27 protein-coding genes are annotated in these 26,953 nt (G+C 65.3%); 17 read left to right on the forward strand and 10 right to left on the reverse strand.

The annotated features are described in order from the left end of the window. From ABZW16_RS32855 to ABZW16_RS32875, 5 genes are all read left to right on the forward strand, one after another. Nucleotides 1-711, forward strand: a 711-nt coding sequence (locus ABZW16_RS32855; RefSeq protein ID WP_354959985.1) for a TIGR02569 family protein, incomplete at its 5' end; no start/stop codon positions are given. A 307-nt stretch (nt 712-1,018) separates the two neighbouring features. Beyond that, nucleotides 1,019-2,869 carry an SCO2524 family protein gene (locus ABZW16_RS32860; protein ID WP_354959986.1) on the forward strand — a complete coding sequence of 617 codons (1,851 nt, stop codon included), beginning with the start codon at nt 1,019-1,021 and terminating at the stop codon, nt 2,867-2,869. Then, entirely contained in the window at nt 2,866-3,780 is a 915-nt protein-coding gene (locus tag ABZW16_RS32865; RefSeq protein ID WP_354959987.1) for an SCO2523 family variant P-loop protein, read from the forward strand. The genes ABZW16_RS32860 and ABZW16_RS32865 overlap by 4 nt, the downstream gene beginning before the upstream one ends. A 47-nt stretch (nt 3,781-3,827) precedes the next feature. Beyond that, entirely contained in the window at nt 3,828-4,844 is a 1,017-nt protein-coding gene (locus ABZW16_RS32870; RefSeq protein ID WP_354959988.1) for an SCO2522 family protein, read from the forward strand. A 1-nt stretch (nt 4,845) separates the two neighbouring features. Further along, complete coding sequence (locus ABZW16_RS32875) at nt 4,846-5,958, forward strand: SCO2521 family protein (protein ID WP_354959989.1); 1,113 nt, start codon at nt 4,846-4,848, stop codon at nt 5,956-5,958. Between the two features lie 13 nt (nt 5,959-5,971). Here ABZW16_RS32875 and ABZW16_RS32880 read toward each other — a convergent pair whose 3' ends face one another. The 4 genes from ABZW16_RS32880 to ABZW16_RS32895 all read right to left on the reverse strand — a co-directional run bounded on the left by ABZW16_RS32880 (nt 5,972) and on the right by ABZW16_RS32895 (nt 10,064). Beyond that, nucleotides 5,972-6,841 carry a hypothetical protein gene (locus ABZW16_RS32880; RefSeq protein ID WP_354959990.1) on the reverse strand — a complete coding sequence of 290 codons (870 nt, stop codon included), beginning with the start codon at nt 6,839-6,841 and terminating at the stop codon, nt 5,972-5,974. A gap of 69 nt (nt 6,842-6,910) precedes the next feature. Next, complete coding sequence (locus ABZW16_RS32885) at nt 6,911-7,450, reverse strand: N-acetyltransferase (RefSeq protein WP_354959991.1); 540 nt, start codon at nt 7,448-7,450, stop codon at nt 6,911-6,913. Between the two features lie 270 nt (nt 7,451-7,720). Then, nucleotides 7,721-9,205 (reverse strand): nitrate/nitrite transporter, encoded by a 1,485-nt coding sequence (locus tag ABZW16_RS32890; RefSeq protein ID WP_354959992.1) that lies wholly within the window; start codon nt 9,203-9,205, stop codon nt 7,721-7,723. Between the two features lie 187 nt (nt 9,206-9,392). Then, complete coding sequence (locus ABZW16_RS32895) at nt 9,393-10,064, reverse strand: FadR/GntR family transcriptional regulator (RefSeq protein WP_354959993.1); 672 nt, start codon at nt 10,062-10,064, stop codon at nt 9,393-9,395. 65 nt (nt 10,065-10,129) lie between these two features. Between ABZW16_RS32895 and ABZW16_RS32900 the strand changes: the two genes are divergently transcribed. The 6 genes from ABZW16_RS32900 to ABZW16_RS32925 all read left to right on the forward strand — a co-directional run bounded on the left by ABZW16_RS32900 (nt 10,130) and on the right by ABZW16_RS32925 (nt 18,496). Continuing rightward, entirely contained in the window at nt 10,130-11,389 is a 1,260-nt protein-coding gene (locus ABZW16_RS32900; RefSeq protein WP_354959994.1) for an MFS transporter, read from the forward strand. Nucleotides 11,390-11,808: 419 nt separating this feature from the next. After that, nucleotides 11,809-13,272, forward strand: a complete 1,464-nt coding sequence (locus tag ABZW16_RS32905) for a nitrate/nitrite transporter (protein ID WP_354959995.1) — start codon at nt 11,809-11,811, stop codon at nt 13,270-13,272. Between the two features lie 26 nt (nt 13,273-13,298). Continuing rightward, on the forward strand, nt 13,299-15,848 hold the full coding sequence (gene nirB, locus ABZW16_RS32910; RefSeq protein WP_354959996.1) for a nitrite reductase large subunit NirB: 2,550 nt from the start codon (nt 13,299-13,301) through the stop codon (nt 15,846-15,848). A gap of 64 nt (nt 15,849-15,912) precedes the next feature. Continuing rightward, nucleotides 15,913-16,365: a nitrite reductase small subunit NirD gene (gene nirD, locus ABZW16_RS32915; protein ID WP_354959997.1), complete on the forward strand. Its 453-nt coding sequence runs from the start codon at nt 15,913-15,915 to the stop codon at nt 16,363-16,365. Beyond that, entirely contained in the window at nt 16,362-17,603 is a 1,242-nt protein-coding gene (locus ABZW16_RS32920; RefSeq protein ID WP_354959998.1) for a uroporphyrinogen-III synthase, read from the forward strand. The genes nirD and ABZW16_RS32920 overlap by 4 nt, the downstream gene beginning before the upstream one ends. Further along, on the forward strand, nt 17,600-18,496 hold the full coding sequence (locus tag ABZW16_RS32925) for a CbiX/SirB N-terminal domain-containing protein (RefSeq protein WP_354959999.1): 897 nt from the start codon (nt 17,600-17,602) through the stop codon (nt 18,494-18,496). The genes ABZW16_RS32920 and ABZW16_RS32925 overlap by 4 nt, the downstream gene beginning before the upstream one ends. A gap of 216 nt (nt 18,497-18,712) precedes the next feature. Here ABZW16_RS32925 and ABZW16_RS32930 read toward each other — a convergent pair whose 3' ends face one another. Further along, nucleotides 18,713-19,036 carry a hypothetical protein gene (locus ABZW16_RS32930; RefSeq protein ID WP_354960000.1) on the reverse strand — a complete coding sequence of 108 codons (324 nt, stop codon included), beginning with the start codon at nt 19,034-19,036 and terminating at the stop codon, nt 18,713-18,715. Beyond that, complete coding sequence (locus ABZW16_RS32935) at nt 19,036-19,233, reverse strand: hypothetical protein (protein WP_354960001.1); 198 nt, start codon at nt 19,231-19,233, stop codon at nt 19,036-19,038. The genes ABZW16_RS32930 and ABZW16_RS32935 overlap by 1 nt, the downstream gene beginning before the upstream one ends. A gap of 257 nt (nt 19,234-19,490) precedes the next feature. On the opposite strand from ABZW16_RS32935, the gene ABZW16_RS32940 reads away from it, so the two are divergent. From ABZW16_RS32940 to ABZW16_RS32950, 3 genes are read left to right on the forward strand one after another with little or no spacing between them, the layout of a single operon-like run. Next, nucleotides 19,491-20,360 (forward strand): helix-turn-helix transcriptional regulator, encoded by an 870-nt coding sequence (locus tag ABZW16_RS32940; RefSeq protein WP_354960002.1) that lies wholly within the window; start codon nt 19,491-19,493, stop codon nt 20,358-20,360. Then, a complete protein-coding gene (locus ABZW16_RS32945; RefSeq protein WP_354960003.1) occupies nt 20,357-20,563 on the forward strand; it encodes a DUF397 domain-containing protein in 207 nt (68 codons plus the stop codon). Before ABZW16_RS32940 ends, ABZW16_RS32945 begins: the two co-directional genes overlap by 4 nt. Before the next feature lie 18 nt (nt 20,564-20,581). Further along, on the forward strand, nt 20,582-20,785 hold the full coding sequence (locus ABZW16_RS32950) for a DUF397 domain-containing protein (protein ID WP_354960004.1): 204 nt from the start codon (nt 20,582-20,584) through the stop codon (nt 20,783-20,785). A 179-nt stretch (nt 20,786-20,964) separates the two neighbouring features. On the opposite strand, the gene ABZW16_RS32955 is transcribed toward ABZW16_RS32950, so the two are convergent. After that, entirely contained in the window at nt 20,965-22,002 is a 1,038-nt protein-coding gene (locus tag ABZW16_RS32955; RefSeq protein WP_354960005.1) for a hypothetical protein, read from the reverse strand. A 335-nt stretch (nt 22,003-22,337) separates the two neighbouring features. Between ABZW16_RS32955 and ABZW16_RS32960 the strand changes: the two genes are divergently transcribed. After that, complete coding sequence (locus ABZW16_RS32960; protein ID WP_354960006.1) at nt 22,338-22,601, forward strand: type II toxin-antitoxin system prevent-host-death family antitoxin; 264 nt, start codon at nt 22,338-22,340, stop codon at nt 22,599-22,601. Further along, complete coding sequence (locus tag ABZW16_RS32965; RefSeq protein ID WP_354960007.1) at nt 22,598-22,999, forward strand: type II toxin-antitoxin system VapC family toxin; 402 nt, start codon at nt 22,598-22,600, stop codon at nt 22,997-22,999. The genes ABZW16_RS32960 and ABZW16_RS32965 overlap by 4 nt, the downstream gene beginning before the upstream one ends. A gap of 21 nt (nt 23,000-23,020) precedes the next feature. On the opposite strand, the gene ABZW16_RS32970 is transcribed toward ABZW16_RS32965, so the two are convergent. After that, nucleotides 23,021-23,980, reverse strand: a complete 960-nt coding sequence (locus ABZW16_RS32970; protein ID WP_354960008.1) for a helix-turn-helix domain-containing protein — start codon at nt 23,978-23,980, stop codon at nt 23,021-23,023. A gap of 141 nt (nt 23,981-24,121) precedes the next feature. Between ABZW16_RS32970 and ABZW16_RS32975 the strand changes: the two genes are divergently transcribed. Then, nucleotides 24,122-25,033 (forward strand): NAD-dependent epimerase, encoded by a 912-nt coding sequence (locus tag ABZW16_RS32975; protein WP_354960009.1) that lies wholly within the window; start codon nt 24,122-24,124, stop codon nt 25,031-25,033. Nucleotides 25,034-25,352: 319 nt separating this feature from the next. On the opposite strand, the gene ABZW16_RS32980 is transcribed toward ABZW16_RS32975, so the two are convergent. Together ABZW16_RS32980 and ABZW16_RS32985 are read right to left on the reverse strand one after the other, a co-directional pair. Beyond that, nucleotides 25,353-25,805, reverse strand: coding sequence for a VOC family protein (locus ABZW16_RS32980; protein ID WP_354960010.1), 453 nt, complete (start codon nt 25,803-25,805; stop codon nt 25,353-25,355). Between the two features lie 106 nt (nt 25,806-25,911). After that, on the reverse strand, nt 25,912-26,325 hold the full coding sequence (locus ABZW16_RS32985) for a pyridoxamine 5'-phosphate oxidase family protein (RefSeq protein WP_354960011.1): 414 nt from the start codon (nt 26,323-26,325) through the stop codon (nt 25,912-25,914). Nucleotides 26,326-26,953: the final 628 nt, after the last annotated feature.

The following is a 26,953-nucleotide window of genomic DNA, read 5'->3' on the forward strand; positions in this document are numbered from 1 at the left end:
GCATGGTCGGCGAAGACTCGCGAAACCCTGAAGGTGGACGGTCTACGCCTGGCTCGCCCGGTGCGTGCCACCGACGGCCGCTATGTCGTATCCGGTTGGCGCGCAGACACATATCTGGAGGGTGTGCCGGAGCCGCGGCACGACGAAGTCGTCTCGGTATCGCTGCGACTGCATCAGGCCACCGCCCAACTCGAACGTCCGCGCTTCCTGGTCCAGCCGCCGACCGCGCCCTGGGTGGATGTGGATGTATTCGTAGCCGCCGACCGCGCCGCCTGGGAGGCGGTACCGCTGCGCAGTCTGCACGCAGGCGGGACGCCGTCCGCGACCTCGCCGGACGGTCAGCGCAGTTTGGAACTCATCGGCCAATTGGCGACGTTGCGCAAACCGGTCCGAACACCTTCCCAACTGGTCCACGGGGATCTGTTCGGCACCGTTCTGTTCGCCGGAGTATTCACTCCCGGTCTTACCGACATCACGCCGTATTGGCGACCGGCGCCATGGGCCGCCGGTGTCATCGTCATCGACGCACTCGCGTGGGGTGGTGCCGACGACGGTCTGCTCGAGCGCTGGTCCGATCTCCCCGAATGGCCGCAGATGTTGTTGCGCGCGGTTATGTTTCGGCTTGCAGTGCATGCGTTGCATCCGCGATCCACCCCGGACGCATTTCCCGGGTTGGCGCGCACCGCGGATATGGTTCGACTGATGCTCTGACGACCAGTGAACACTGGCAACTGTCCAGTGATCCGATTCCGGCCATGTGTCGAACGGGTTGCTCTATGCTCTGACAACCGCCATTGGATTCGGCGGTCACTTCAAGCTCTGCGGGCCGCCGAATGCTCCGTGGTTGCCCGTGCTCCGAAAATAGTTGTTCTATTTCGGAAATACCGGGCAGTTGGTTTGGGGATACCGGAATGGGACTTTTGTGGGGCCGCATTGCGGTGGTGCCCGTGTTATTTTGACGTTCGCAGCAGCGAGGTGGATGAGCGCCGCCTGCGACATGGGGTGAGGACGGTGGCAGGTGAGAATCCAACCGAGGCAACAGATTCTGGATGTGTGGCGGGCGCTGGTCGATGCGTGCTGGGATGAGAAGTCCTGGCGCTGGGACGGTGTTATGCCGGCCAATTCCATCAGCGATTCCGAGCAGTTGCTCTGCCTGCTCTATCCCGCAACCGAGATCGAGACCTTCGCTCTCGACGAACCGGGTCGCATGGAGGAAGACGTCGTTTCGGTCCTCGGCGGCAAGCTGGGCGATCCGAAGCAAATCGGCACCTTCATAGTGTCGCTGCTCGAGGAGTACATCGAGCACAATACGCGCGAGGACGGACAGCCGAACTTTTCGGCGGGTAGTTATCTGCGTTCCGGTGAAAAGCGCGAACCCACTGAGGAACAGCGCAAGATCGAGGTTGTCGACTCGTATTCGATGTCACTGACCGTCTGCATGGCGGGTCTGCGTTTCCTTCGCTCCTTCGAGCGTACTGCGCTCGGGCGGCTGAAAGACCGGATCAAGGAGTTGTCCGGCCAGCTGAGCACGCGACTCACCGCTGCCATGACGGGCCTGGTCCGTAGCTTCGTCGTCAATACGGTGCGGCCGAAATCCCCTGAGGGACAAGCGATGCTCGGCATGCTGAATCAGACCGGCATGTCCGAGGATGCCCTGCTCCAGGGTGTGCGCAGCAGCTTGTCACGGGTCAGGGCACGACTGCGCAGCGATGTCACCCTTGGCCAGGAAGAGACGGTCAAGGAGCTCGAGGACGAGACCCTACTGTTCGAATGCGGCTGGAGCTGGGGTATCGCCCGCGATGCCAGCCCCGTCAAGTTCGTCACCGAAAACATCGGAGGCCAAACGGGAATCGCCGATCCGCGCCCCTATCTCTACTTTACGATCGTCGCGCTGGACGGCATCAATGACCTGGTCTCGCCGCGTACCGGTGAGCTCGGCCTGCTGGACGAGACCCAGCATCGGTTGGCCCAGGCGTTGCGTACCCGCTGGGAGCTGACCCAGCGCTACTGGTCCACGATCGCGCGATTCGGATCGGGCGGTTGGCCATTGGAGGACATTCCATGGCGGACTTCCGACGGTGAGCAGTCGGACTACTTCAGTCTCATCGTGTCGGCCGTGCTGATCCAGGACCTCGTTGCCCGCACCGCTTCCGACGACGATCTGACGAGGGCGGTGGCCATTTTCGACGAGTTGGCCGGGCGTGGCCGAATCATCCGTCGAGCCGCCGGGGACGATCCGGCTGTTCAGCTGCACACACCCGGGGTGCGGCTGACGCTGCGGGGCAGCGAGGCGGTCGATAGCGGTCCGGTGCTGCAGTGGGAGGTTTCGGACTTCTCGGCGGTGCTGCTCAAGCGAATGCTGCAGGCGGCCCGGTTGTCCAACAATGTCGCGGCCCGCGACAAACTGATGGAATTGTCCAAATTGGCGATGCAGCATCTCGATCGGCGCATGCTCCGGGCGGGCGCGGCGGGGTTGTGGGACGATCCGGCGGGCGTATTCGGCGTCAATGGCGACCCGACGGTGACCGAACCTTCTTGGTATATGACCGAGCGAGTGGTCGAGTGCCTGGTGGCCGCGGATCGGACCTATCGGGAACCACCGCCCAATTGGACCGAATTGCAGACGGTCGCGCGGGTCACCCTGAATACCGCCGAGCACCGGTTCCATCAGGAAATGCTCGGCGTCAGCATCGATGACAAATCGCCCCGGCGTAAGACGCTCGACCGCGTCGAGGAACATATCGACGAGGCCAGGCAGCAGATTCGCGAGGATGCCGCGACGACGCTCGTACATACCCTCGATGCCCTGCGCGAACTCGACGGTCTGGCGACCGGGCGCCGCGACGCGACCAGGAACCTGAGCACATGATCGTGTTCGCGACTTCGGATAAGGGCGGCACCGGCCGTTCGGTAACCAGCTGCAATCTGGGCTACCGCATGTGCGTCAAGGGTAAGCGAGTCGCCTATCTGGACTTCGACTTCGGTTCGCCGACCGCGGGTGCGTTGTTCGAGATCAGCGGCGCGGAGCGTGGGGTCCCCGACAAAGCGGGGCTGCATTCGTATCTGCAGGGGAAAACCGGGGTCGCCACCCGAATCGACGTGCGGGACAGCACCGATCGTCACCAGCTGCGCAAATTGCGAACCAGGACAGGCAAGCTGGTCCTATTGCCCGGTGATTCCGGTGGCGCGGAGTTCAAGCAGATCGACAACAGCATCGTTGCGAAATGCGCCCAGTTGCTGTTAGAGGTGGATCAGAGCTTCGATGTGTGCATCGTCGACCTCAGCGCGGGTCGCTCGGTGGCCATGGAGCTCGCGCTGAAGGCGACCGCGCTACCGCAGCTCGCCGAACGGATGGTGCGCTGGTTGGTATTTTATCGGTGGACCCGCCAGCACATCATCGCGGCGCACGGATTGGTGCGCGGCGACCATGGCTTATTGGACGGCGGCGAGGGGGTCGGGCACGATCGGGGTGCGTTACTGAAACAGGTCCGATATATACGCACCGCGGTGCCGGTTCTGAACGATGAGACCGAGGGATCAGGGCCGCAGGCCGCGTGGCTGCACGAGCAGCACGCCGAACTGAAGCGCCTGGCACTGTCGAACAAGGTCGGCGGGAGCGCGCTGCTCGGGGAGACACCGGTTGAACCGATCCTGCAATGGCGCGAGCAGCTGATTCTGGATATCGATGTGGATAGGAAAATCGCCAACCGGGCGACCGTCGAGGCTTTCGAAAAGCTAGCCGATCGCGTGCTCGATCCCGCGAGCTGGAAGCCAGTCTGAACCGACGGCTCTCGAGAACAACATCCTGGAAAGGGATTTCGAGCACAGTGGATAATGTCCCGGGCTACATCGAGGCGACCGAGCGCACGCGGGTCGCCAAGGTACCGCTGTCCCATTTATCCATCGAGGTGGGACATTTCTACATGAACGACCTCAGCAATGGCGAGGAAAGGATTCGGGCACAGTTTCGCCGGATCGTTCCGTTGGTCCGGGCATTCACCGAGTCCGCGAAGGACGAATTCGGACCGCGGGCCAGGGTCAGCACCTGCTTTCTTATCGACGACTATTTTCGGTCCGACACCGACCCGGCCGAGATTCTGGACAAGTTGCTTCGCAACGCAGACGAGTGCGGCCTGACCATCGATTACCTCGCCCGCGAGGCGGGATGCTGGGAGATCCCGGAAACGGGTGACAGTGCCGCGAGCACACCGCGCATCAAGTTGGCCGAGATGGTCCGGTCGCGCATCGTGGCCGAGCCGCCCGAAGGCTCGAACGGTCGCAGGCCGCCGACCGCTGAATCCGGTTGGTTGTGCAATGGTCGCCGTGCCTCCGATGATTCCGGGGGGCAAGCGTTGCACGACGAACCCTATGTGCCACCCGAGGAGTTCGGTCGTCGCGAGCATTCTATTTTTCTGGATGTCCAGATGTGGAGTTCGTACGTTCGGAAGGTGAACGGGCGTGACGAGGTATCCATCAAATGGTCCTGTCCGTACCTCGCCTCGATCTGGCAATTGCTGCGCCTGGGAATGCTGCGCTTCAACGGACAGCCGGTGGTCGAACCGCAGCTGTGGCAGCCGAGCGACGGGTGGCCGACCCGGTGGTGGGAGATGCCTGCGGTGCTGCAGCTGAATCCGCGGGCGAAACCCTTTGCCGCCTACCGTTCCCTATCACTGCTACCGCAGCGATATTTGGGTATCGAGCATGCGGTGCGGGTAATCCTGGACCATGTCCAGCTCGATGCCGAGGTGATCGAGCAGATCGTCGAGCGGGGCCTGGAAGAGGGAATCATCGTGCCGCCCAAGGTGACCGAGCGCCTCACCCATTTCCTGCTGGATGGGTCCTGAGGTGACCGAATCGAATGCGACGGCCGCACGCCGGATACGTGCGGTTCGCGCGACGCCACTCGATCGGGAGCGGCGGCGCGCGCGGGCCGTGCGATTACTCGTCCGCGCCGCCGAGGGGCAGCCGCGTATGCCGGTGCGCCCCTCCGGCCCGCTGATCGCGCTGGGGCAGATCGACACCTGTCTGCTACCCGCCGCCACCCCGTGGTCGCGCGATGATCTGGAGGGGCTGCTCGAGCTGATGCCGGGTCGCCCGATGCTGTGGCGGGAGCGGCCGATGTCGCTGGCCGTCTCGCCGACCGTCGCGGAGGGAGTGGATTGCCTGCTGGCCGCTCCGGCGCACCCGAGCGTGCGCGGAATCGGGACGGTCGCGACCCGTGCGGTTGTCGTCGGTGGGCGGGTGCTGCAGAGTTCGGCATGGTCCAGTGTGGTGCGGGCCGGGAACGATCAGCGCCGGAACTGGTCTCATTATCTGAGCAACCCCGGGGTGATAGAGGTGATCTCCAAGGTCAACGCCGAGACCGGTGTCCGGCTCGCCGAGGGCTTCCTGGCGGCCGGCGCCGCACCGGCCGGCACCCTCGATCTGGCGTCGATCGTCAACCGGCTGCTCGGCCGCGTCCGCATGAATCCTCATCTCGATCAGAACGTACCCCTGCAGACGGGGACGACACAGCTGCGCTGGGCGGTGCGCATCGATGCCGTGGAACGGCCGCGGGTGGCCTTCCGGTTGCAGAACGATACTGTTCGCACGGTGCTGCTCACCGTGCGCGACGAGGATGAGCTGGCGCAGGCGCAGTGGTTCTGTGAGGATCTCGCGGTGCACGACTGGCTGCTGACCGTCATCGCGGCAGCCCTGGTGCAGTCCGATCTATTCGACCCGGGCAGCGACGAGTCGGTGGCGGTGCTGGCGCCTGTACTACACCATTTGGCACATCTGTGGGTGCCCGGCGCACACACGCCCCGGCCCCTGCGGGTGCTGTGGGCGCAGTTGCAGGAAGACCCCGACTTCACCGCGGACCGACAGGGGTTGATCGACCAGGTGCGCAACCGGGTACTGGTGGCGGCCCTGGATGCGGCGCAGCGCAGGGCCGAGACCAAGGACTACTCCCCCGACTAGGGGAGGGGCGGTATCAGATACGGAACCATCGCCGCACCAGTAGTGCGAAGAACAGCGAGTTGAATACGAGCCCGCAGTAGGCCTCGATGATCAGCAGGGTGCGCCCGGCACCCTTGACGTCGTCGAGGTCGCCCCGGCCCAGCGGGTTGAGGTAGTTGATCAGGCACATGTGCAGCGTCGTCGCGATCGGCAGGCTATCGGTCAGGCGTAGCACCACCGTGCCGATCAGCAGGATCGCAGCGATCCAGAAGAGCAGTCGGAACGGCCGAAAACCATAGCCGCACAACACTTCCAAGGTCCAATACGGGATTCGGCGCCAGGTCGGGGAGATGGAGCGGCGGCGGGCCTGCGCCAGCGCGAGCCCGCAGCGGTCCTGTGCGTCGAAATCCTCCTCGAGCCGGTGCAGGCCCACGGCGCGTTTGAATGCCAGCGCGGCGTGTTCGGGCAGAGCCGATGCGATCAGGCTCCGGCCGAGGTCCTCGTACGTTTCGGCGAGACGCATGTTCTGAATCCGGCTCAGTCGCCGCGGGCCGCGGAATTCGAATTCGGCCGCCAGCAGTGCGGTCAGCACTGCGATCGGAGGGTGCTCCGAGTCGTCGCCGTCGGCCGTGGGCCGTTCGGCCGCCGTGTAGATGTGGGCGAACACCAGACTGTCCCGGCGCTGCGGAATCTTCTTGGCCTCCTCATAGTCGAGCAACTTTTCGACGTGGTCGTTGAAGAGGTCGAGGAGAAATTGTTCGGAAGGTCGTTCGGATTCGGGCCTGGTCCGGTCGAAGTGTTCGGCAACCTCTTCCGCATAGTAGCGGTCGGCGTGCCGGTCGATCAGTGTCGTGATCGACATAATCGCATGTGGAAGCTGTGACAGGCCGGCGTATTCGGTCATGTTGTAATTCCCCCGGGGTGCTGCCGTCGATAGCGACGTGATACCCACCATACCAACGGAATTCGACTATCAATCGGGCGCGCGGCCGCCCTTGAGCCAGCGCTTGTCGTCGGGTCCGGGGAACGGTGCGCCGAGCGGCTGGCGTTCGATGGTGTGCACCAGCACATCGCGCGGTTCGCCATCGCCGAAGTATCGTCCTTCGTGCCCGGCCCAGCGGAATCCTGAAGTCTTGTACAGGTTTACCGCGCGCTGATCGGTCGGCCGCACGGTGAGATACACCGAATCCGCCAGGGCGCTGCGACAGCTGGATACGGCTCGTTCCAGTAACGCCCGCCCGACGCCGCGGTGTCGGTATTTCGGCGCGACCGCCAGGCCGATTACCCAACCGCGCCGCCGGTTGCCGACTCCGACGAGCGCATATCCACAGACGCTGCCGCCGACCTCCGCCACCACCCACTCCGATCCGTGTAGATCGAACAATTGACGCAGTACGACGTACTGGTAGCACAGGTCGCCGAAGTGTTCTCGTTCGAGCTGAGCGATATCGTCGAGATCCGCCAGCCTCGCGGCCCGGAACACCGGTTCCCCCGGCCCCTTGGAAATATCCAATGCGCAGTGCCCCCTTACGCCGCATGCCCGCTCGGCGTGATACCAACCATAGCAATGGGATTCGCGGACCGAGCCCGACTCGGGGTCGAACAACGCGGCAGAACTCCGCCTGAAGTTCGCGAAAAAGCCGAATGCCGCACCGGAGGACTTTCCCGGAGCGGCATTCGGATCTATCTGTGGCGCGGCTGCAGGCCCGCAGGGGGTGTCGGGCTCAACCGCACCGGGCCTGCCGATCGGGGGTTCCGGCCGAAAGGCAGGCGGCGCAGGCGGTTACACGTTGGCGTAGGCCAGCGAGGGGACGCGGGATACGGCGAACGAGGACCGCAGGTAGAAGAACCAGGTGACCGCGGCCATGACCAGGAAGGCTCCGGTGTAGGCCCAGAATGCCGGGTTCATGCTGTGGAAGTTGATGTTGGACAAGCGAAGTGCCTGCTGGAGCAGATAGCCGCCGGAGGCGCCGATCGCACCGATGACACCGATCGCGGCACCGGCCTGCCGCTTGGCCGAGGCCCTCGCGTCGGTGAGGTCGAGGCCGTGTTCGGAGGCGTACTTCTTGGCTTCGGCGTTGAAGATGGACGGGATCATCCGGTAGGTCGAACCATTGCCGATGCCGGTCAGGACGAACAGCAGCAGGAATGCGACCAGGTAGAGCGGGAAGCTCTTCGCCTTCAATCCGGCCATGATCAGCACGCAGGCGACCGCCATACCGCTGAAGACATAGATGGTGATCTTGGCGCCGCCGACCTTATCGGAGATCCAGCCGCCGAACGGACGGCTGAACGAGCCGACCAGTGCGCCGAGGAAGGCGAGGTTGCCGAGTGTGGTGATCCAGCCGATCTTGGCCAGATCGGGGAAGTTGGCCTTGATCAGGGTCGGGAAGGCGAAGGAGAAGCCGATGAACGAACCGAAGGTGCCGATGTAGAGGAACGACATCACCCAGGTGTGCCTATTGGTCAGCGCCAGCCGGTAGGACTTGCCGTCGGCCTTGGCCGTGCTGATGCTGTCCATGTAGCGCAGTGCCCCGACCAGGGCGACCAGGATGAACGGGATCCAGACCAGCACCGACAGCGTGATGCCGAAGCGGTAGCCCGCCGCGTCCTTGGCCATGATGTGCGTGCCGAGCGTGATCAGCAGCGGCAGCACCAGCTGGGTCTGCGCGACGCCGAGATTGCCACCGGCGGCGTTGATGCCAAGGGCCGCACCCTTTTTCCCTTCCGGGAAGAAGAACGAGATATTGGCCATCGAGGACGAGAAGTTGCCGCCGCCGACGCCGGCCAGTGCGGCCAGGATCATGAACACCCACATGGGGGTGCCCGGGTGGTTGACGAAGTAGGCCAGGCCCAGCGTCGGGATGAGCAGCATGGCCGCACTGAATGCCGTGAACGCGCGCCCGCCGAACTTCGGAATGGCAAAGGTGTACGGAATGCGCAGTGCCGCACCGACAAGCGTCGGAGTGGAGGTCAGCAGCAGGGCGTTGCTGACCGCGGTCGGGTTGCCCTTGCCGAGTCCGGCGAGGAAGTCGAATCCCGCCAGGCCCATGCTGGTCACCACGGTGCCCCAGATGACCCATACGCTGAAGCCGAGATTCTCGGCGAAGACGGAGAAGATCAGGTTCTTGCGAGCGGTGAGTTTGCCGCCCGATTCCCAGAATTCGGTGTTGTCGGGCTCCCAGTGCTCCAACCAGCGCCCCTTTGTCTGGTGTGTGAATGCTGGGGTGTCCGACTGCTGGCCGGTGGCAGCTACTGCGGCGGTCATCGGCTTCCTCTCGATCTGGCTCGGTGGGTTGCCGAGCTGCGGTCGAGACAAAGGTAGGAGCCGGTTGTTGCGGGTGAATGGCGCTCGATGACGTTCGCGGCAAATCCGACTCACACACGGGGACGTCGCTCGGTGACCAGTTGGTTACCTAGTGATCGGCGGGATCTTTCGGTCATCCGACCAGGATTTACCGGTCCGGATACTCCGCGATGAGCGAGCCGAGGAAGCAGCGCGCGGCCTGGGCGGCTTGCTCCGGATTGCCATCGATGACGGCCTGCACCAATTCAATGTGCTCGGCATCGTAGGCGTCGTCGGATTTTGCGGTCCGGGCGCGGATCCCCTGCTCGATAATGGGCAGCAGCGAATCGTAGAACTCCAGATATACCGCGTTGTGACTGGCGACGACGATCGCGCGGTGCAATTCCACATCGGCCTCGATGGCCGCGAGATTGTCCATGTCCCAACGCTGTTGGCTGCGTTCCTCCAGCAGCCGTTGCAGATTCGCGATATCGCCCTCGTCGCGGCGGCGCGCGGCCAGTGCGGCGGCATTGGTGTCCAGTGCCATGCGCAGCTCGAGGACATCGCGTTCCTCCGCATCGGCGAAGTACTTCGCGAGCGTGCCACCGACCTCCGAGGCGGCGATGACATAGGTGCCCGACCCTTGGCGACGTTCCAGCATCCCGGCATGGACGAGGGCCTGAACCGCTTCGCGAACCGTGTTTCGACCGGTTCCGGTGAGCTCGGTGAGCTCCGGTTCGGTGGGGATGCGGGAGCCGATCGGCCAACGGCCGGAGCGAATTTCGGCACGCAGCTGCTCGGTTACCTGGGCAATGAGGCTGGTCCGCCGGACGGGTTGCACGGCAACAGAGTACCGTCCATCACAAATCCTCGCCTCCCATCATCGGGTCATCCTATGATTTTGCCGTGACTGCGACTCTCTCGGAAACTGCGACCCGCCCGGAATACGCCCGGGTCGAGCGGCGTAAACGTGCGCTGACGGAAGGGCGAGCGCTCGTACTCGCCGCCATTGTGATGTCCGCGCTCACCCTCCGGGTCGCCGTCACCGCATTCTCTCCGCTCGCCGAGCGCATCGGCGCCGATATCGGGTACTCGACCGCCGTCGTCGGTGTCTTCGGCATGATCCCGACCCTGATGTTCGCGGTTTCGGGTCTGCTCACCCCGCTGTTCGTGCGCAGACTCGGGCTGGAGCGCACCGCACTGGTCGCGATGTTGCTGGCCGGATTCGGCATGCTGGTCCGGTCTCTGGTCGGCGGCACCGCCGAACTGCTGATCTTCTCCGGGCTGGCCCTCGGCGGCATGGGCATCGGCAATGTGGTGATCCCGCCACTGGTCAAGCGGTACTTTTCGGACCGGCTCGCGGTGGTCAGCTCGCTGTACATCACCATGGTCCAGCTCGGCACCGTGGTGCCCGCGCTGATCGCGGTGCCCGTTGCCGAGGCACACGGCTGGCGGATCTCGTTGGGGCTGTGGGCGGTGCTCGGCTTCGCGGCCGCACTGCCGTGGATCGGTGTGCTGCGGGACCGTCGGGGCCACGATCGCGTCGACCGCACCGCTGTGCCGACGCGGGTGCAGGAGCCCAAGGGCAAGGTCTGGCGTTCGCCGGTGGCTTGGGGTATGGCGGGCATGTTCGGTATGACCTCGCTGACCACCTACTCGATATTCACCTGGCTGCCGAAGATCCTGTCCGAAGCTGGCGCGAGCGCCGGGTACGGCGGGACCATGGTCGGGCTGTTCGCGCTGGTCGGTCTGGTGTCGGCATTCACCGCACCGACGATCGTCGCGCGATTCCATAACCCCTTCCCCTTCGTAGTCGGTTGCGCCGTCTTCTTTTTCACCGCGTTCGCCGGACTGCTGATCGCGCCGATGACCGCGACCCTGCTGTGGGTCGTCCTGCTCGGACTCGGTCCGAGCACCTTTCCGATGGCGCTGACGCTGATCAATATGCGCACCAGGACCCAGCAGGGCTCGGCCGCCCTGTCGGGTTTCACCCAGGGCGTCGGATACGCGGTGGCCTGCATCGGTCCGGTGCTGTTCGGCATGCTGCACAGCGCGACCGACGGCTGGGCCGCGCCGTTCGCGATGCTCGTCGTCGCGGTGCTGGTGCTGCTCGCCGGTGCCTGGCAGGCATGCAAACCGCGCATGCTCGAAGACACCTGGAAATAACGGCGCAGTCGCGGATCTCACCGCTCGAGTTGCATCGTTGTGCGATGGCGAGCATTCTGAGCTGGCCGATCCCGCCGTGACAACAGATTTCGTAAGGACATGGGTAACTCATCGGGTACGCCCAGAACTGGGTAGCACCGAACCGCCGGCCCGCAGCGGGACAACAGAGGTACTCACGACCGGCATGAGGTCCGGGGAGGCGGGGGAGCGCGCGTCACACCTCACCGGCCGCTGATCGAGAAGTCGGCGGTGTTTGTGACGCGCGGAAACCGCTGTGTCACGTGCCCGAAACATTTTGTTGAAACTCACCCGGGGTCACCGGTAATCGTGAGCAACCGTTGATTTGACGGTCATTCTGGGCAGCATTTCGGCAATACCCGTTTCCTACCGTGGGGCTAACCGATTTTGGGAGGCCCCTGTTGAGCACGCTCACGCGTAACCACAACATCGAGCATTGGGATGCCGAAGACGTCGCGGCCTGGGAGGCCGGTGGCAAGGACATTGCCAAGCGCAATCTGATCTGGTCTGTTTTCGCAGAGCATGTCGGTTTCTCGGTGTGGTCCATCTGGTCGGTCATGGTGCTGTTCATGCCCACCGATAAATTCGGCATCGATCCGGCGGGCAAGTTCTTCCTCGTCGCCATGCCGACCCTGGTGGGTGCGGTGCTGCGGATTCCGTACACCGTCGCCACGGCGCGTTTCGGCGGCCGCAACTGGACCATCTTCAGTGCGCTGCTGCTGCTCGTTCCGACGCTGCTCACGCTGTACTTCATCAACCAGCCGGGCACCTCGTACACGACCTTCCTGATCGTCGCGGCCTTCGCCGGATTCGGTGGCGGCAACTTCGCCTCCTCGATGACCAATATCAACGCCTTCTACCCGCAGCGGTTGAAGGGTTGGGCGCTCGGCCTGAACGCGGGCGGCGGAAATATCGGCGTACCCGTCGTCCAGTTGGTCGGCCTGCTGGTCATCGCCACCCTCGGCAATGGCTACGCCTCGCTGATCTGCGCGGTCTACCTCGTGCTCGTGGCACTGGCAGGTGTCGGCGCCGCGCTGTACATGGACAACCTGCGCAACCAGAAGGCTGATCTGTCCTACATGATCACCGCGCTCAAGGTGCCGCAGTCCTGGGCGATCGCCTTCCTCTACATCGGCACCTTCGGTTCGTTCATCGGCTACAGCTTCGCCTTCGGCCAGGTGCTGCAGATCAGCTTCAAGGCCGGTGGTGACACCGTCGCGCAGGCCGCACTGCACGCCGCGCAGATCGCGTTCATCGGTCCGCTGCTCGGTTCACTGGCCCGCCCGTACGGCGGCAAGTTGGCCGACCGGATCGGCGGCAGCCGGGTCGCCATGTACACCTTCGCCGCGATGACCGCCGCCGCGGTGTTGGTGGCCGTGGCGAGCGCCGCCGGTGACCGCAGCGGCGGCGTGCCGAGCGGTGCCGCGATGGTCGCGCTGGTGGTCGGATTCATCGCACTGTTCGTCGTATCGGGCATCGGCAACGGGGCGGTCACCAAGATCATCCCGTCGGTCTTCGACGCCAAATCCAAGAGCCTGGACGCGAGTCCGGCCGACCGGGCCGCATGGTCGCAGAACACCTCCGGCGCGCTCATCGGTTTCGTCGGCGCGATCGGTGCGCTCGGCGGCGTCGGAATCAACCTGATGCTGCGCTCCTCATACGCCGCAACCAAATCCGCGACCACCGCATTCTGGGTCTTCATGGCCTTCTACGTGGCCTGCGCCGCAGTCACCTATGTGGTGTTCCTGCGCCGCCCGCGCATCGCCATCGACTCCGAGGTCGTCGTCGAGGCCGAGGCACTCGTGCTCGAAGCCGAATCCGTCGGCACCACATCCCAGTCCACCAGCCCGTCGGCCCGAGCCTGACGCCGAACCATCAACGGAGGACAGTCATGAACTCGACAGTCGACCCCACCCTGCGCAAGACCGCCGTGGTCGTCGGCCACGGCATGGTCGGGCACCGATTCGTGGAGGCGCTGCGGTCCCGCGATGAGGCCGGTCAGTGGCAGGTGGTCATCCTCAGTGAGGAAAAGCTGCCCGCCTACGACCGCGTCGGACTCTCGTCCTACGTCGGCAACTGGGAAGCCAGCGCGCTCGCCCTGCCCGGTAATGAGTACGCCGGTGACGACCTCGTCGAGTTGCGGCTCGGTCAGGCCGCGCAGACCATCGACCGGGAGGCCCGCAAGGTCACCACGTCGGCGGGCGACATCATCGCCTACGACGCGCTGGTGCTGGCGACCGGCTCATACCCCTTCGTGCCGCCGGTGCCCGGCCACGATCAGCCGGAATGCTTCGTCTACCGGACCATCGATGACCTCGACGGCATCCGCGCGGCCGCCGCCGCGGCCGGACCCGGTGCGGTCGGCGTGGTCGTCGGTGGTGGTCTGCTCGGACTGGAGGCGGCCAACGCGCTGCGGCTGCTCGGCATGACACCGCATGTGGTCGAGTTCAATGCCCGCCTGATGCCCGCCCAGGTCGACGAGGGCGGCGGCGCCATCCTGGAGAAGCTGGTCACCGACCTCGGACTGCACGTGCACACCGGTGTCGGCACCGCATCGGTCGAAGCCGATCCGGCGGCGGAAACGGCTGAGCGCCTGACGATTACGCTCTCCGACGAGTCGGTGATCAAGGCCGGACTCGTGGTCTTCTCCGCCGGTGTCCGCCCGCGCGACCAGATCGCCCGCGACAGCGGCATCGAGGTCGGTCCGCGCGGCGGCATCATTACCGATCTGGGTCTGCGGACCTCGGATCCGAATATCTACGCGATCGGCGAATGCGCCGCGGTGGAAGGCGTTTGCTACGGCCTGGTCGCTCCGGGATACACCACCGCCGAGATCGTCGCGGACCGATTGCTCGGTGGCGCTGGTGAATTCCCCGGCGCGGATATGTCGACCAAGCTGAAGCTGCTCGGTGTCGACGTGGCCAGCTTCGGTGACGCGCACGGGAGCACCGAGGGCGCGCTATCGGTGGTGCTGCACGATGCCGCAAAGGGCACCTACGCGAAACTCGTTGTCTCCGATGACGCGCAGACCCTCCTCGGCGGCATCCTGGTCGGCGATGCGACCGCGTACTCGGCGCTGCGTCCGCTGGTCGGGCGTCCGCTGCCCGCCGAGCCCGCCGCGCTGATCTCCCCGGCGGGTGCCGAACTCGGGGCCGATTCGCTGCCCGACGACGCCCAGATCTGCTCCTGCAACAACGTTTCCAAGGGCGCGATCTGCGGGGCCATCGACGAGGGTGCCTGCGATATCCCGGGCATCAAGAAGTGCACGTCCGCGGGTACCTCCTGCGGCGGCTGCGTGCCCATGCTCAAGAAGCTGCTCGAGCAGTCCGGTGTGCAGATGTCCAAGGCGCTGTGCGAGCACTTCTCGCAGTCGCGCGCCGAGCTGTTCCAGATCGTCCAGGTCACCGGCATTCGCACCTTCTCCGCCCTGATCGCCAAGCACGGCAAGGGCACCGGCTGCGATATCTGCAAGCCGACGGTCGCCTCCATCCTGGCCTCGACCTCGAGCGAGCACATCCTCGACGGCGAACAGGCCGCGCTGCAGGACACCAATGACCACTTCCTGGCGAATATGCAGAAGAACGGCACCTATTCGGTGGTGCCGCGGATGCCCGGCGGTGAGGTCACTGCGGATCAGCTGATCACCATCGGCCAGATCGCCAAGGAATTCGACCTCTACGTCAAGGTCACCGGCGGTCAGCGGATCGACCTGTTCGGCGCGCGGGTCGAACAGCTGCCGCTGATCTGGAAGCGGCTGGTGGATGTGGGCATGGAGTCCGGCCACGCCTACGGCAAATCGCTGCGCACCGTGAAGAGCTGCGTCGGTTCCACCTGGTGCCGCTACGGCCAGCAGGATTCGGTCGGCATGGCGGTACTGCTGGAGAAGCGCTACCGCGGCCTGCGCTCGCCGCACAAGCTGAAGTTGGCCGTCTCGGGCTGCGCCAGGGAATGCGCCGAGGCCCGTGGCAAGGACGTCGGCGTCATCGCGACCGAGCACGGCTGGAACCTGTACGTCGGCGGCAACGGCGGTCTGACCCCGAAGCATGCGGTACTGCTCGCCGGTGATCTCGATGACGAGACGCTGATCAAGTACATCGACCGGTACCTGATGTTCTACGTGCGCACCGCCGACCGGTTGCAGCGCACCGCGCCGTGGCAGGAATCGCTCGAGGGCGGTATCGACTACCTGAAGCAGGTCATCTGCGAGGACAGTCTCGGCATCGCCGACGATCTGGAGGCGGCCATGGCTCAGCATGTCGCTGGCTATCGCGACGAATGGGCCGCGGTGCTCGACGACGAGCAGAAGTTGTCGCGCTTCGTGTCCTTTGTCAATGCCCCCGAAGCGGCCGATCCGACCATTTCGTTCGATGAGAGCGGGGAACGGAAGGTGCCCGTCTTGTTGGGCATGCCGGACGTCCCGGTCGCCACACGCGGGCAATAGCCGCTTAACCCCGAAGAAACAGGGCGCCGGTACCAATGGGTAAGGCGTTTGGAGGATGACACCGATGACCGTGATGGACACCACCGGCATAGCCACAGCTACCACTGTGTTTACCCACCCCGTCGGCTCCGCCGACTTGCCATCCCCCTCGGGTTGGACGCAGGCGTGCCGACTCGACTACCTGATCCCCGGCCGCGGCGTTGCGGTGTTGCTGAAACGCGGCCGCCAAGCCGCGCTGTTCCTGCTGACCGACGGCACTCTGTACGCCGTCGGCAATATCGATCCGATCGGCCGGGCGGCGGTCATGTCGCGCGGGATCGTCGGCGATCGCGGCGGGCTCCCCGTCGTCGCGTCGCCGCTGCTGAAGCAGGCCTTCTCGCTGTTGGACGGGCGCTGCCTGGACGACGATTCGGCAGCGCTGCCGGTTTATGCGGTGTGCGTCGACGACGGCATCGTTTCGGTATCCAATGAGCCGGTTGCCGCCGGACTCGACGCCACGGACGGTGGATCGGCATGACAACAATCGATACGGGCGCCTGCCTGGCCGGATTCACGGTCGGCGTCACCGCGGCCAGGCGGGCCGATGAGTTCGCTACGCTGCTCGTTCGACGGGGTGCCGGTATCGTCGCGGCCCCCGCGATCCGGATCATTCCGCTGGCCGATGACAACGAGCTGGAGCGGGTGACCCGCGAGATCGTCGCCGATCCACCGCAACTGGTGGTCGCCACCACCGGCATCGGCTTCCGCGGTTGGATGGAAGCGGCCGAGGGCTGGGGCATCGCCGAGGATCTGCGCACGACGCTGGGCGCGACCAGGATGCTGGCGCGCGGACCGAAGGCCAAGGGCGCCATCCGCGCCGCCGAACTGCGCGAGGAGTGGTCTCCGGCCTCGGAATCCTCCGCGGAGGTGCTCGACCATCTGCTCGCCGAGGGCGTGGAGGGCGTGCGGATCGCGGTCCAATTGCACGGCGCGACAACGGAATGGGAGCCGGTACCGGACTTCTGTGAGGTATTGCGCTGCGCGGGCGCGGATGTCGTTGCTGTCCCGGTGTATCGCTGGGTGCCGCCGGATGATCAGGGGCCGATGGACCAGCTCATCGAGGCCGTCGTCACCTCCAGCCTGGACTGTGTGACCTTCACCAGTGCGCCCGCCGTCGCGTCGATGTTGATGCGCGCCAAGGAAACCGGGCTGCTCGAGAGTGTGCTGCACAGCCTGCGCGGCCGGGTGCTGCCCGCCTGCGTCGGACCGATCACCGCGGCACCGCTGGAGGAACTCGGCGTGCCGACCTCGATGCCGGGACGCGCCCGGCTCGGTGCGCTGGCCCGGCACGTCGCCGAGGAATTGCCGCGGCGCGCCAATCGCATTCAGGCCGCCGGACATACGATCAGCGTGCGCGGTGCCTGCGTGGTGGTCGACGGTTCGGTGCGTCAGCTCGCACCGGCGCCGATGGCGCTGATGCGGTCGCTGGCACGGCAGCCCGGCCGGGTCGTCTCCCGGGAGGACCTGCTCGCGGCGCTGCCCGGCGGCGGTGACGACACCCATGCCGTGGAAACCGCGATCGCGCGGCTGCGCGCGGGGCTGGGTACGCCGAAAGCCATTCAGACCGTGGTCAAACGGGGCTACCGACTCGCGCTGGACGCCGCGGAATGCGCCGACGACTTCCCGCGCACCGTGGCTACCGAACGTCCGCGGGTCGCCGGTATCGCAACCCCGGCGCGTGCGCCGAGGTACGCCCAGACGGCGGGGAGCTGGTGACGGCTCCGGCCCTGGTCCTGGTCGCACACGGCACCAGGAGTACCAGGGGTGTGCAGATGATCGCCGCGCTCGCCGAGGCGGTGACACGGGAGCTCAGAGGGATGGCAGCCGGCGGGGTGGGGGAGCACGGCGCCGCGGTTTCGGGGCGAGGTGCCGAGGCTTCGGTGATCTCGGGGTGCGGTAGCGAGCCTTCCGTGATAACGGCTCCGGGTTGCGAACACGTTCGCGGGTTGGAAACCTCCGAGAAGCCTTGGGTGCGTACCGCTTTCGTGGACGTACTCGGTCCATCGCCAGCGGAGGTGCTGCGCGATCTGACCGATGCCGAGGGGGAATCGGTTCCCGCAGTGGTGGTTCCGGCATTTCTCGCCTCCGGATATCACGTCTACCAGGATGTGCCGCGCGAGGTGGCGGAGAGCGGTCATCCCGAGGTCGCCGTCACGCCGGCGATGGGACCGGATCCGGCCCTGGCCCGCATTATGGCCATGCGGCTGCGTGCGGCCGGATGGCGGCCGGGTGATGCGGTGGTCTTCGCGGCGGCCGGATCATCGGATGCCCGTGCGCGCCAAGATGTTCGGCGCGCAGCGGACATGCTGGCCGAACATCTCGGTGTCCCGGTTCGCATCGGCTATGTCGCCACCGGAGCACCGCGTGTTCCGGAAGTTGTCGCCGAACTTCGTGAGTCGGGTGCGCAGCGCGTCTTCATCGCGTCGTATCTGCTGGCCCACGGGCTGTTCCAGCAGCGTCTGCACGAGGCTGGAGCCGATGGTGTTGCCGAGCCGATCGGTGTGCACCCGGCTGTCGTCCGTCTGATTGCCGACCGGTATCGCGCTGCCGCCCGAGAACTGATGCGGGCCAACACATTACCTGTGGAAGTCAGCGGGCGTAGCGCATAGGCAAGGCAATTGGCATCGATTACGTCGGTCTCGTCCAGGTCGTCGTACTCGATGAGCCAGCCGTCCGCACCCACCACACATAGTGAGCCGTCCGCGAGCTGACACAGCGTGACGCTATTGGTGGGAGCAAGTTCGAGTTTGCGTCCGGTGTCTTCGTGGAAGGCGGTGAGCAATGTCTCCACGGCGGGCGAGATTTCGTTTGGGTGGGACTGGATCTCATTCATCTGCGTTGTGCCCCGACGAGTTCGGGAGATCTGCCGCGTGCAGCAGCGCGGTCCAGTAGTCATTGCGCACCACGTCCCAGAGGTCGTCGTGCGCGGGCAGCAACTCGCGCGCGTCGGCCAGATCCGGATTTACGTCGAACAGGATTGTTCCGGGCTGCACCTCCGGAAGTGGGGTGCGCGACGGAAGCCGGTGTGCGGTGAACGACTCGCGGGGGAACTGCACCCGCAGCACGCGCGCCGAACTACTGACCAGTTGCCACATCGCAATCTTGTCGCCGGCGCGAGTTCGGGTGGTTCGCAACATATCTCGCCGCATCACTGCACCTCGCTACTGGCCCGCCCGATGCCGAGGTAGTCGACACCCCGGCAGCGGGACGACTCGGTGGGCGCGATCTGCGCTGCCCACGCGTGAAGCGCGTGGGCGAACAACTCGACCACATCGGCCGACGCACCGACGTAGCGAATGGGCGGCCCAATGAACGGATCTCGTTGTGGAAGCTCATGGTTCGGCATCTGCCGACCTCCCAGACCTCGAATGCTGTAGTTGTGCGCCTGGCCCCGGCAATCCCTGGATGTCCTCAGGGGGAAGCGGACTGCTCGAGGACGAGATGGCCGTTGTCCCTGCCGGGCACATATCCAGCAGACCACCGAGCAAGCAGCCCGGGGCCACGGATCTGAAATTTCGCGGGAAGTTCTGCAAAAGGCCTGTACGGATTACATGTATCCGTGATGCTGCTTCAAATTGAAGCATCACAGACGGGGAGATGGGCATGGGTGAAACAGGCGAACCGCAGTCTTTGCCGAAGCGTCAGCTCGGCCAGTACCTTCGAGAGGCCCGCGAAGAGCAGGGCATGAGCCTTGCCACGGCGGCTGAGCACATCAACCGCTCGGCCCCGACCCTGCTGCGGATCGAGAAGGGCATCACGAAAAAGCTTCAGCCGCTGGAGATCGAGGCGCTCTGCCGACTGTACGAGTTCGACGAGGAAAAGACGGAGGCGATGAAAGGGCTTGCTATGCAAGCCAATACGAAGAACTGGTGGCATGAGTACGAGGACGCGGTCCGAGCCAGCTTTGTCATGTACTTAGGGCTGGAGGCCGCTGCCCAAGAGATCGCTACGTACCAACCCGACCTGATCCCTGGCCTGTTGCAGACACCCGACTATGCCCGTGCGCTCATGCGGAGCGCGTTTCCGCTCGAGGCGACCGAGGAGATCGAGCGTCGCGTCCAGCTGAAGATGCGGCGCCAACACCTCATCACCCGCAAGGTCAACCCTATTACCTTCCGGGTCATCATTCATGAAGGCGCGATTCGCCGCGTAGTAGGTGGTGGCAGGGTGATGGCTCCCCAGCTGTATCACGTCGCCGACATGAGCACCCACCCCAACATCACCGTCCAGGTACTTCCTTTCACGGCGGGCATCCCGCTCGGCGATTCTGTCGGGTCCTTCATCATCTTGCGGTTTGGCGAGGACGCACGCACCGTGGTGTACGCCGAGACGTTGGCTGGGGATTTGTACATCGAGAAACCGGTCAGCCTGCGGCGGTACGCTGGCGCGTACGAGGCCATCGAGCGAGCCACGCTGGATGAGGCCAGCAGCAGGAGCCTGCTCCGGCGGGCAGCAAAGGAGCATTTGAGGTGAACATCGATCTATCCGGTGCCAGGTGGTTCAAGAGCAGTCGCAGCGGGGCCAGTGCGGAATGCGTCGAGGTTGCGTTCCTCGATGGCGGCGTGGTCGGTGTCCGCGACTCCAAGAACCCGACCGGTCCGGCGCTCGTATTCACCCCGGGCGAGTGGTCGGCCTTCACCGCTGGCGTGAACGATGGTCAGTTCGAGCACCGCTGACCGATAGGAGTACATGGCGTGAATGTTGATGTGTCCGAGGCGAAGTGGTTCAAGAGCAGCCGCAGCGGTGGAGGCAAGGACTGCGTCGAAGTCGCCTTCATCGAGGGGCACCTAGGTGTTCGCGATTCGAAGGACCCCGGCCGTCCGGCGCTCGTCTTCACGCCGTCCGAGTGGGATGCGTTCACCGCTGGCGTGAGTGGTGGCGAATTCGAGCGCCCCTAACGCAATTCGAGACAGGCGCCCCGCCCGAGCCAGTGCTCAGGCGGGGCGTCCTTCGCTCTGGACGTACGCTGCCCGTTCCGCGGGAACGTGGCGGGCGCTGGCGAGGTGTGGCTCGCCGAGTAGATCTGGGCGGACCGAGTTCCGACTGTCCAGAGAGGGCGGCGGCTTCCGTGGCCCGATCACGAATCGGTTCCTCTGCCCCAGCTGGCGCAAACATCGTGCTGCGCAGACTGTTTCGGATCGGTGAGACGGTGCGGATTGCTGCCATCGCGGTTCATCACCCAGAATTCCTGGAACTCGGCTCCCTGGTCGGACGCTGGATCAGGGGTGAATCGGGTGTAGACGATTTTCGTGCCGTCCGGCGAGAACGACGGGTAGGCCGCGTCGTCGTTGAGCAGTCGGATGTTGTGACCATCAACATCCACCACGTAGATCCCGGACCGGCCATTGTGAGCGCGATAGCTGGTGAAGACGATCCCGGCTCCGTCCGGGGTGAAGACCGGCGCGAGATTGGTATTCGGATCGTCCGGCAGCAGCGGCCGTGCACCGGTTCCGTCGGATGCCATCACCCAGATAACTCCGGAGGAGGGGGCGAACAGGATCTTGGAACCGTCCGGTGAGAATGCGGGACGATCCGTCGATCCGTCGACATCAGGGTTCGCGACCGGGAAGTAAGGGGCTGGCAGGGGGATGGGGCCGTAAGGGGTGTCGATGCTGGTGACGGGGCCGGTCGGTTCGGGGTCGGGGTTGAGTTGCTTCGGCTCGCCGCCATCGGCATTCATTATGTAGACGATATGACCACGCGTGAACGCGATCTTGGTGCCGTCGGGGGAGAACGTGGGGTAGGTGGACGCACCGTGGGTGAGTTTCCTGACATTGCTGCCGTCGGGATCCATGACCGCGATCGTGTACCCGCCGACGACGATTTTCGAGCCATCGGGGGCGAAGCTCGGACAGGCGCCGTAACTGATGCGGGTGACCCCGGTCCCGTCGGGATTCATCACGAAGATCGAGTTCCGGTCACCAGCGAATACGATCTTGCCCGGAGGCGGCGACTGGTCGAGATCCGCACCGCAGCCGAGAGCCAGCCCCGACACAGCGACGGTGACGGTGACGGCCCGCACCAATCGGCTTCTTGTCCCGACCATGCCGATCACCTTGCTGGTCCGCTGAGCGATATCGGCCCACCGCGTGGGCATGAGATGACTGCTCGACATGTCGAGCATCGTCCCCGGACCTGGCCTGCATGCCTTACCGGTCCTGGGAATCCCGAAGGCCCGCGTCGACGCGCGTTGACGCCGACACGCGCCCTGGCCTGACCTCCCAAACAGGCTGTCACTACCTCGCACAACCTCTACCGTCTGCGAGGTCGTTATCTGCTATGCGATGTGCTCCAGCCGGTGCGGCAGAATGGTCCAGACTCGGCCACGGCCGGAGTCAGTGCTCGGGCGAGGCGTTCCCTCTACCGCCCGAGAGTTGGTTCGTGCACGTGCTATTAGATTGCGAACCGATAAGCCGTAGCACAATGTAGCAAAAATGCTACATTGAATTCATGTCTCAGCCTGAGCGGGTTTCGGTGCGTGAACTGCGCAATCACGTCAGTGAGGTGCTGCGGCGAGTCGAGGCGGGTGAGACCCTCGAAGTCACCGTCAACGAGCGTCCGGTCGCCCTGTTGGTGCCTCGCCGCGAGCGTCCGGCCACTGTGGCGACGCAGGCATTCTTCGCTGATCTGCCGCTCGCCGATCCAGGTCTGCGTGATCAGCTTGCGGATGAGTTGACCGAGACCACGGACGACACCGCAGGTCTGCGGCGGTGAGCGAGCGCATGAGCATCGGCCTGCTCGACACGTCGGTATTTATCGCGCACGAAAGTAACCGCCGCATCGACATCGGCCTGCTTCCGGAGGAATCGGCAGTCAGCGTGGTCACCTTCGCTGAGTTGCGGTGGGGTGTGCTGATGTCCGTCGATGACGAGTCCCGTTCCCGCAGGCTGGATACCTTGACAGCTGCGCAACGCTTGCAACCGATTCCGATCGATGAGCGTGTGGCGGCGGCGTGGGCGCTGCTGCGACAGCGGCTCAAGGCGGCAGGGACGAAGATGGAGATCAACGATTCGTGGATTGCCGCGACTGCGATGGCACACGGATGGCCGGTCGTGACTCAGGACGCCGGATTTCCCTCTGTCGTGCCGGGGCTGACTGTCATTCAGGTGTAGCGTGGCCGCCCCGGGGTTTGCTTACGCGGATCGGTGTGGAGTGCGGGTGAAGGAGGCGCGGTAGGCGCTCGGGGGGACGCCTACGTGGCGGATCATGTGTTGGCGCAGGGATTCTGCGGAGCCGATGCCGCTGTGGCGGGCGACCTGGTCCATGGGCAGGGTGGTGGATTCCAGGAGTTCGCGGGCGCGCTGAATGCGTTGGTGCAGTAGCCATTTCTGCGGGCTGAGGCCGGTTTCCTCGTGGAAGCGACGGGTGAGGGTGCGCACGCTGGTGCGGGCGTGGGTGGCCAGATCGTCCAGGGATAGGGGAGTGTCGAGGCGTTCCAGGGCCCAGGTGCGGGTGGCCGAGAGTGACAGGCCGTTTTCGGGCGGCAGTGGCGAGTCGACGAATTGGGCTTGGCCGCCGGGGCGTACCGGTGTCACCACAGCGGCGCGGGCGGCGGCATTGGCGACCGTCGCACCGTAGTCGGTGCGAATCAGGTGCAGGCACAGGTCGATTCCGGCGGCGGCACCTGCGGCGGTGGTCACCGGTCCATCCTCGATGAACAGGGCGTCGGAACGCACGGTCACGTCCGGGAACATCGCGGCGAGTTCGTCGGCCAGACCCCAGTGCGTGGTGGCGGTGCGTCCGGACAACAGCCCGGCCTGCGCCAATACGAATGCGCCGCTGCAGATCGAGGTGACGCGCTTGCCTTGTTCGACGGCTTTGCGCAGTGCCGCGATGGTGGCCGCATCGGCGGTGCCGCGACTGCCGGTGCTCGGCACGATGACGGTATCCGCATCGTCGAGCGCATCCAATCCGCGCGGTACCACGACATCGAAGCCGCCCAGCGCACCGGGAACCACGCCGGGTTCGGCGGTGCAGACAACCATCCGATAGCACGGCTCACCGTCCACCGTCACCGTGCCGAGCATGGTTCCGGGCATGGCGAGTTCGAACGGCTTCACCGGCGCGACGGCGACGACGGCCACGGTCTTCATGGCTGAATCCTTGGGATAGATGGCTAACCGGCCACTAGTCTAGCGCTCCCGCTCCCGGCAATGTTGATGGCACGCGATCGACAACCGGCTCCGAAGTCCTCGTCGATTGTGTGAATTGTCTTGTCTGAGAAGGGAAGTCGCATGCCTTCGCATGTCATCATCGGCCGGGGCGGCACCGCCTCGGCAACCGCCGTCCGGTTGGCCGCATCCGGTGACCGGGTGCGGATGATCAGCCGCAGCGGCGCGGGTCCGGAGCATCCGGATATCGAGCGCATCGCGGCCGATGCCGTCGACGCGACCGCGCTCGCCGACCTCGCCAAGGGTGCCGATACCGTCATCAATGCCGCCACGCCCGCGTATCACACCTGGCCGGAGGCGGTGCCGCCGCTCTTCGGCGCCATACTGTCGGCCGCCGAGCAGACCGGTGCGAACTACGTGATGCTCGGCAACCTGTACGGCTACGGCCCGGTAGACGGCGTGGTCACCGACGACACGCCCTTGGCCGCTACCGGACACAAAGGACAGGTGCGCGCCCGGATGTGGCTCGAGGCCAAGGCGGCACACGATGCGGGTCGGGTGCGGGTCACCGAGGTCAGGGCCGGTCAGTTCCTCGGCGCCGGTGCCTTTTCGGTGTTCTCGCTGCTCGTACAGCCGAAAGTGGTCGCGGGCCAACTCGCTCTGGTCCCGCAGAACCTGGACCTGCCGCACGCCTACACCGCGATCGGCGATGCCGCCGACGCCCTGGTGGCGGTCACGCGCAGCGAAAACGCCTGGGGCCGTGCCTGGCTCGCCCCGACCATCACCAGCACCCTGCGCGAAGCCGCCGAACGCTTCGCCGCCGCGGCCGCTGCCCCGAGTCCGCGCCTAGCGGAGATGTCCGACCGCGAACTGACCCTGCTCGGCCTCACCGATCCGTTCTGGGGCGAGTTGTTCGAGACCTATCACATGTCGCACCGGAAGTTCACCGTTGACGATGCGGCGATCCGGGAGACGTTCGGGGTCACCGCGAGCGACCTCGACACGGTCTTCGCGGAGGTGGTTTCGGCGTCCTGACCGATACGGGTCGCCGCGGTCCCCGGTGCTGCGGCGACATCCGGACGGGCGCGCAATGCCATGGTGGCGGGCAGGCGCGGTACCTCGCCGCCGAAGTCGACTGCCGGACAAGGACTTCGGACCCCGTCGCGCCGACCGGTGGTTCGCGGCGCGGCGGTCGGACAGTGCTACTGCCGAGCTGCGGTCGGCAGGCGTGGTTCTGGACGCGGTCGCCCTGAGCGACGGCTGGCGCACGATGATCTATCGGGAGTTGGACGCCGTGCACCGGGCAGCCCGTGAGTCGAGGTTCGGACGGGTGCCCGGTGCGCAAAGTCGAGCATCAGGCCTGGTCGTAGGCGTCCTGAAGAACCTTCACGTCGAGTTTGGACATTGACCGCAGGGCAGTGGCGACCGCGGCGGTTTTGGTGGGGTTCCCACCGTTCAGGAGGGTGGGCAGGGTGGCGGGAACCACCTGCCAGGACAGCCCGTAGCGGTCGGTCAGCCAGCCGCACGGGCCGGGTTCGCCGCCGTCGACCAGGGCGTCCCAGAGTTGGTCGACCTCGGCTTGGGTTTCGACGACGACCTGGATCGAGGCGGCATCGGTGAACGGGTGGCCGGGCCCGCCGTTCATCAGGGTGTAGGCGTGGCCGTCGAGTTCGATGGCCACGATGAAGGCCGAACCGTCTGGGTGGCGGTTGACCTCGACGATGCGGGAGTTGGGGATCAGGGCGGTGTAGCGTGCGGCGGCTTCCTCGGCGTTGCTTTCGAACCAGAGGAAGGTGTTGACCGACATGGTGGGCTCCTTGGGTTGTCGATGACCTACTGTCACCCACTGGTCGGAGCCGATCGGACACCTTCGACCTATCGCCACGGATTTCTCGAGATTTTTCGCCGCCGCCTCAGACGCTCGCGATGGCGACGAACTGATCGGGAGTAATGGTGATCAGCACCCGCGCGCGATCCTGCTGATCCAGCGCCGATCCGCCGTACTTCTCCCAGATGCGCTGGGTCCACACACCGTCCGGGTCTATGGTCAACTCGGCGTCGCCGATGATCCGGACCTGGCGGTTCGGCCGCTGGCCGTCCGCGCGCCTGCCGATCTCCCGATCGATCACCAATCCGACCCGCGGATTCGCCCGTATCCGCCGCAGATGCGGACGCCCGGCCCAACTGGTGAGCCGGAAAGCATGCTGATCCCACAGAAACCAGATGGGCGTGACGTGCGGATATCCGGCCGCGTCAATAGTGGCCAGGTGCGCGACGATATCGCTGGCCAGCAATCCGGCGATCTCGGCAGGACGTAGCGTCCGCATCTCCAACCCCCTTGATTCGAACTTATGTTCGAGTCTATCTCGTTTTCCCGCGTCAGACTTCTGGCAGGGTTGCTCGGTTTACGCTTCGAGCACATCGAGCCAGGGAGGAGCCGGTCTGTGGCGAGGTCACGGCGGTTGAAGATTCCGGTCGAGGACAAGGTGCGGGTGGTGTTGTCGCTTGGTGGATCAGGGTCCCTTCGCTGACCTCGAAGCCCTGAGAGCGGCAGCGGGACTGCCGGTTTCGAGATTCGCTCGGCTGGCCGGCCTTCCCGAACGCACCTATCGGCGGCGGCTGGCTCGGCTCCGCGACAACGCCGCACCGTGGGCATACACGCCCTCCTCCCATGGACACTCACCGCCGAGCGCTTGCCCCACGATACCGACGTCCGATCAGTACCTTCCGCTCGACAATCGGCATTTCAGTGCCTTCGGCAGTTGGGGCCATGGAGGCGGGAGGGCGTGACATATGATCTGATCATTGCGCAGGAGGGAGCCCGATGGAGAGCCCGATCGAGGTGGTGCGCAGGTTCTGCGCCGTCGCAGCCGCGGCGGGTCCTGGCGGGCGAGCCGGTGCCGCATCAGATCCGCGAAGAGCCGGTCGAATCGGAACCATTCCGAGTCGTCATCG

It is taken from the genome of Nocardia sp. NPDC004604, assembly GCF_040609795.1.
Taxonomy (GTDB): Bacteria; Actinomycetota; Actinomycetes; order Mycobacteriales; family Mycobacteriaceae; genus Nocardia.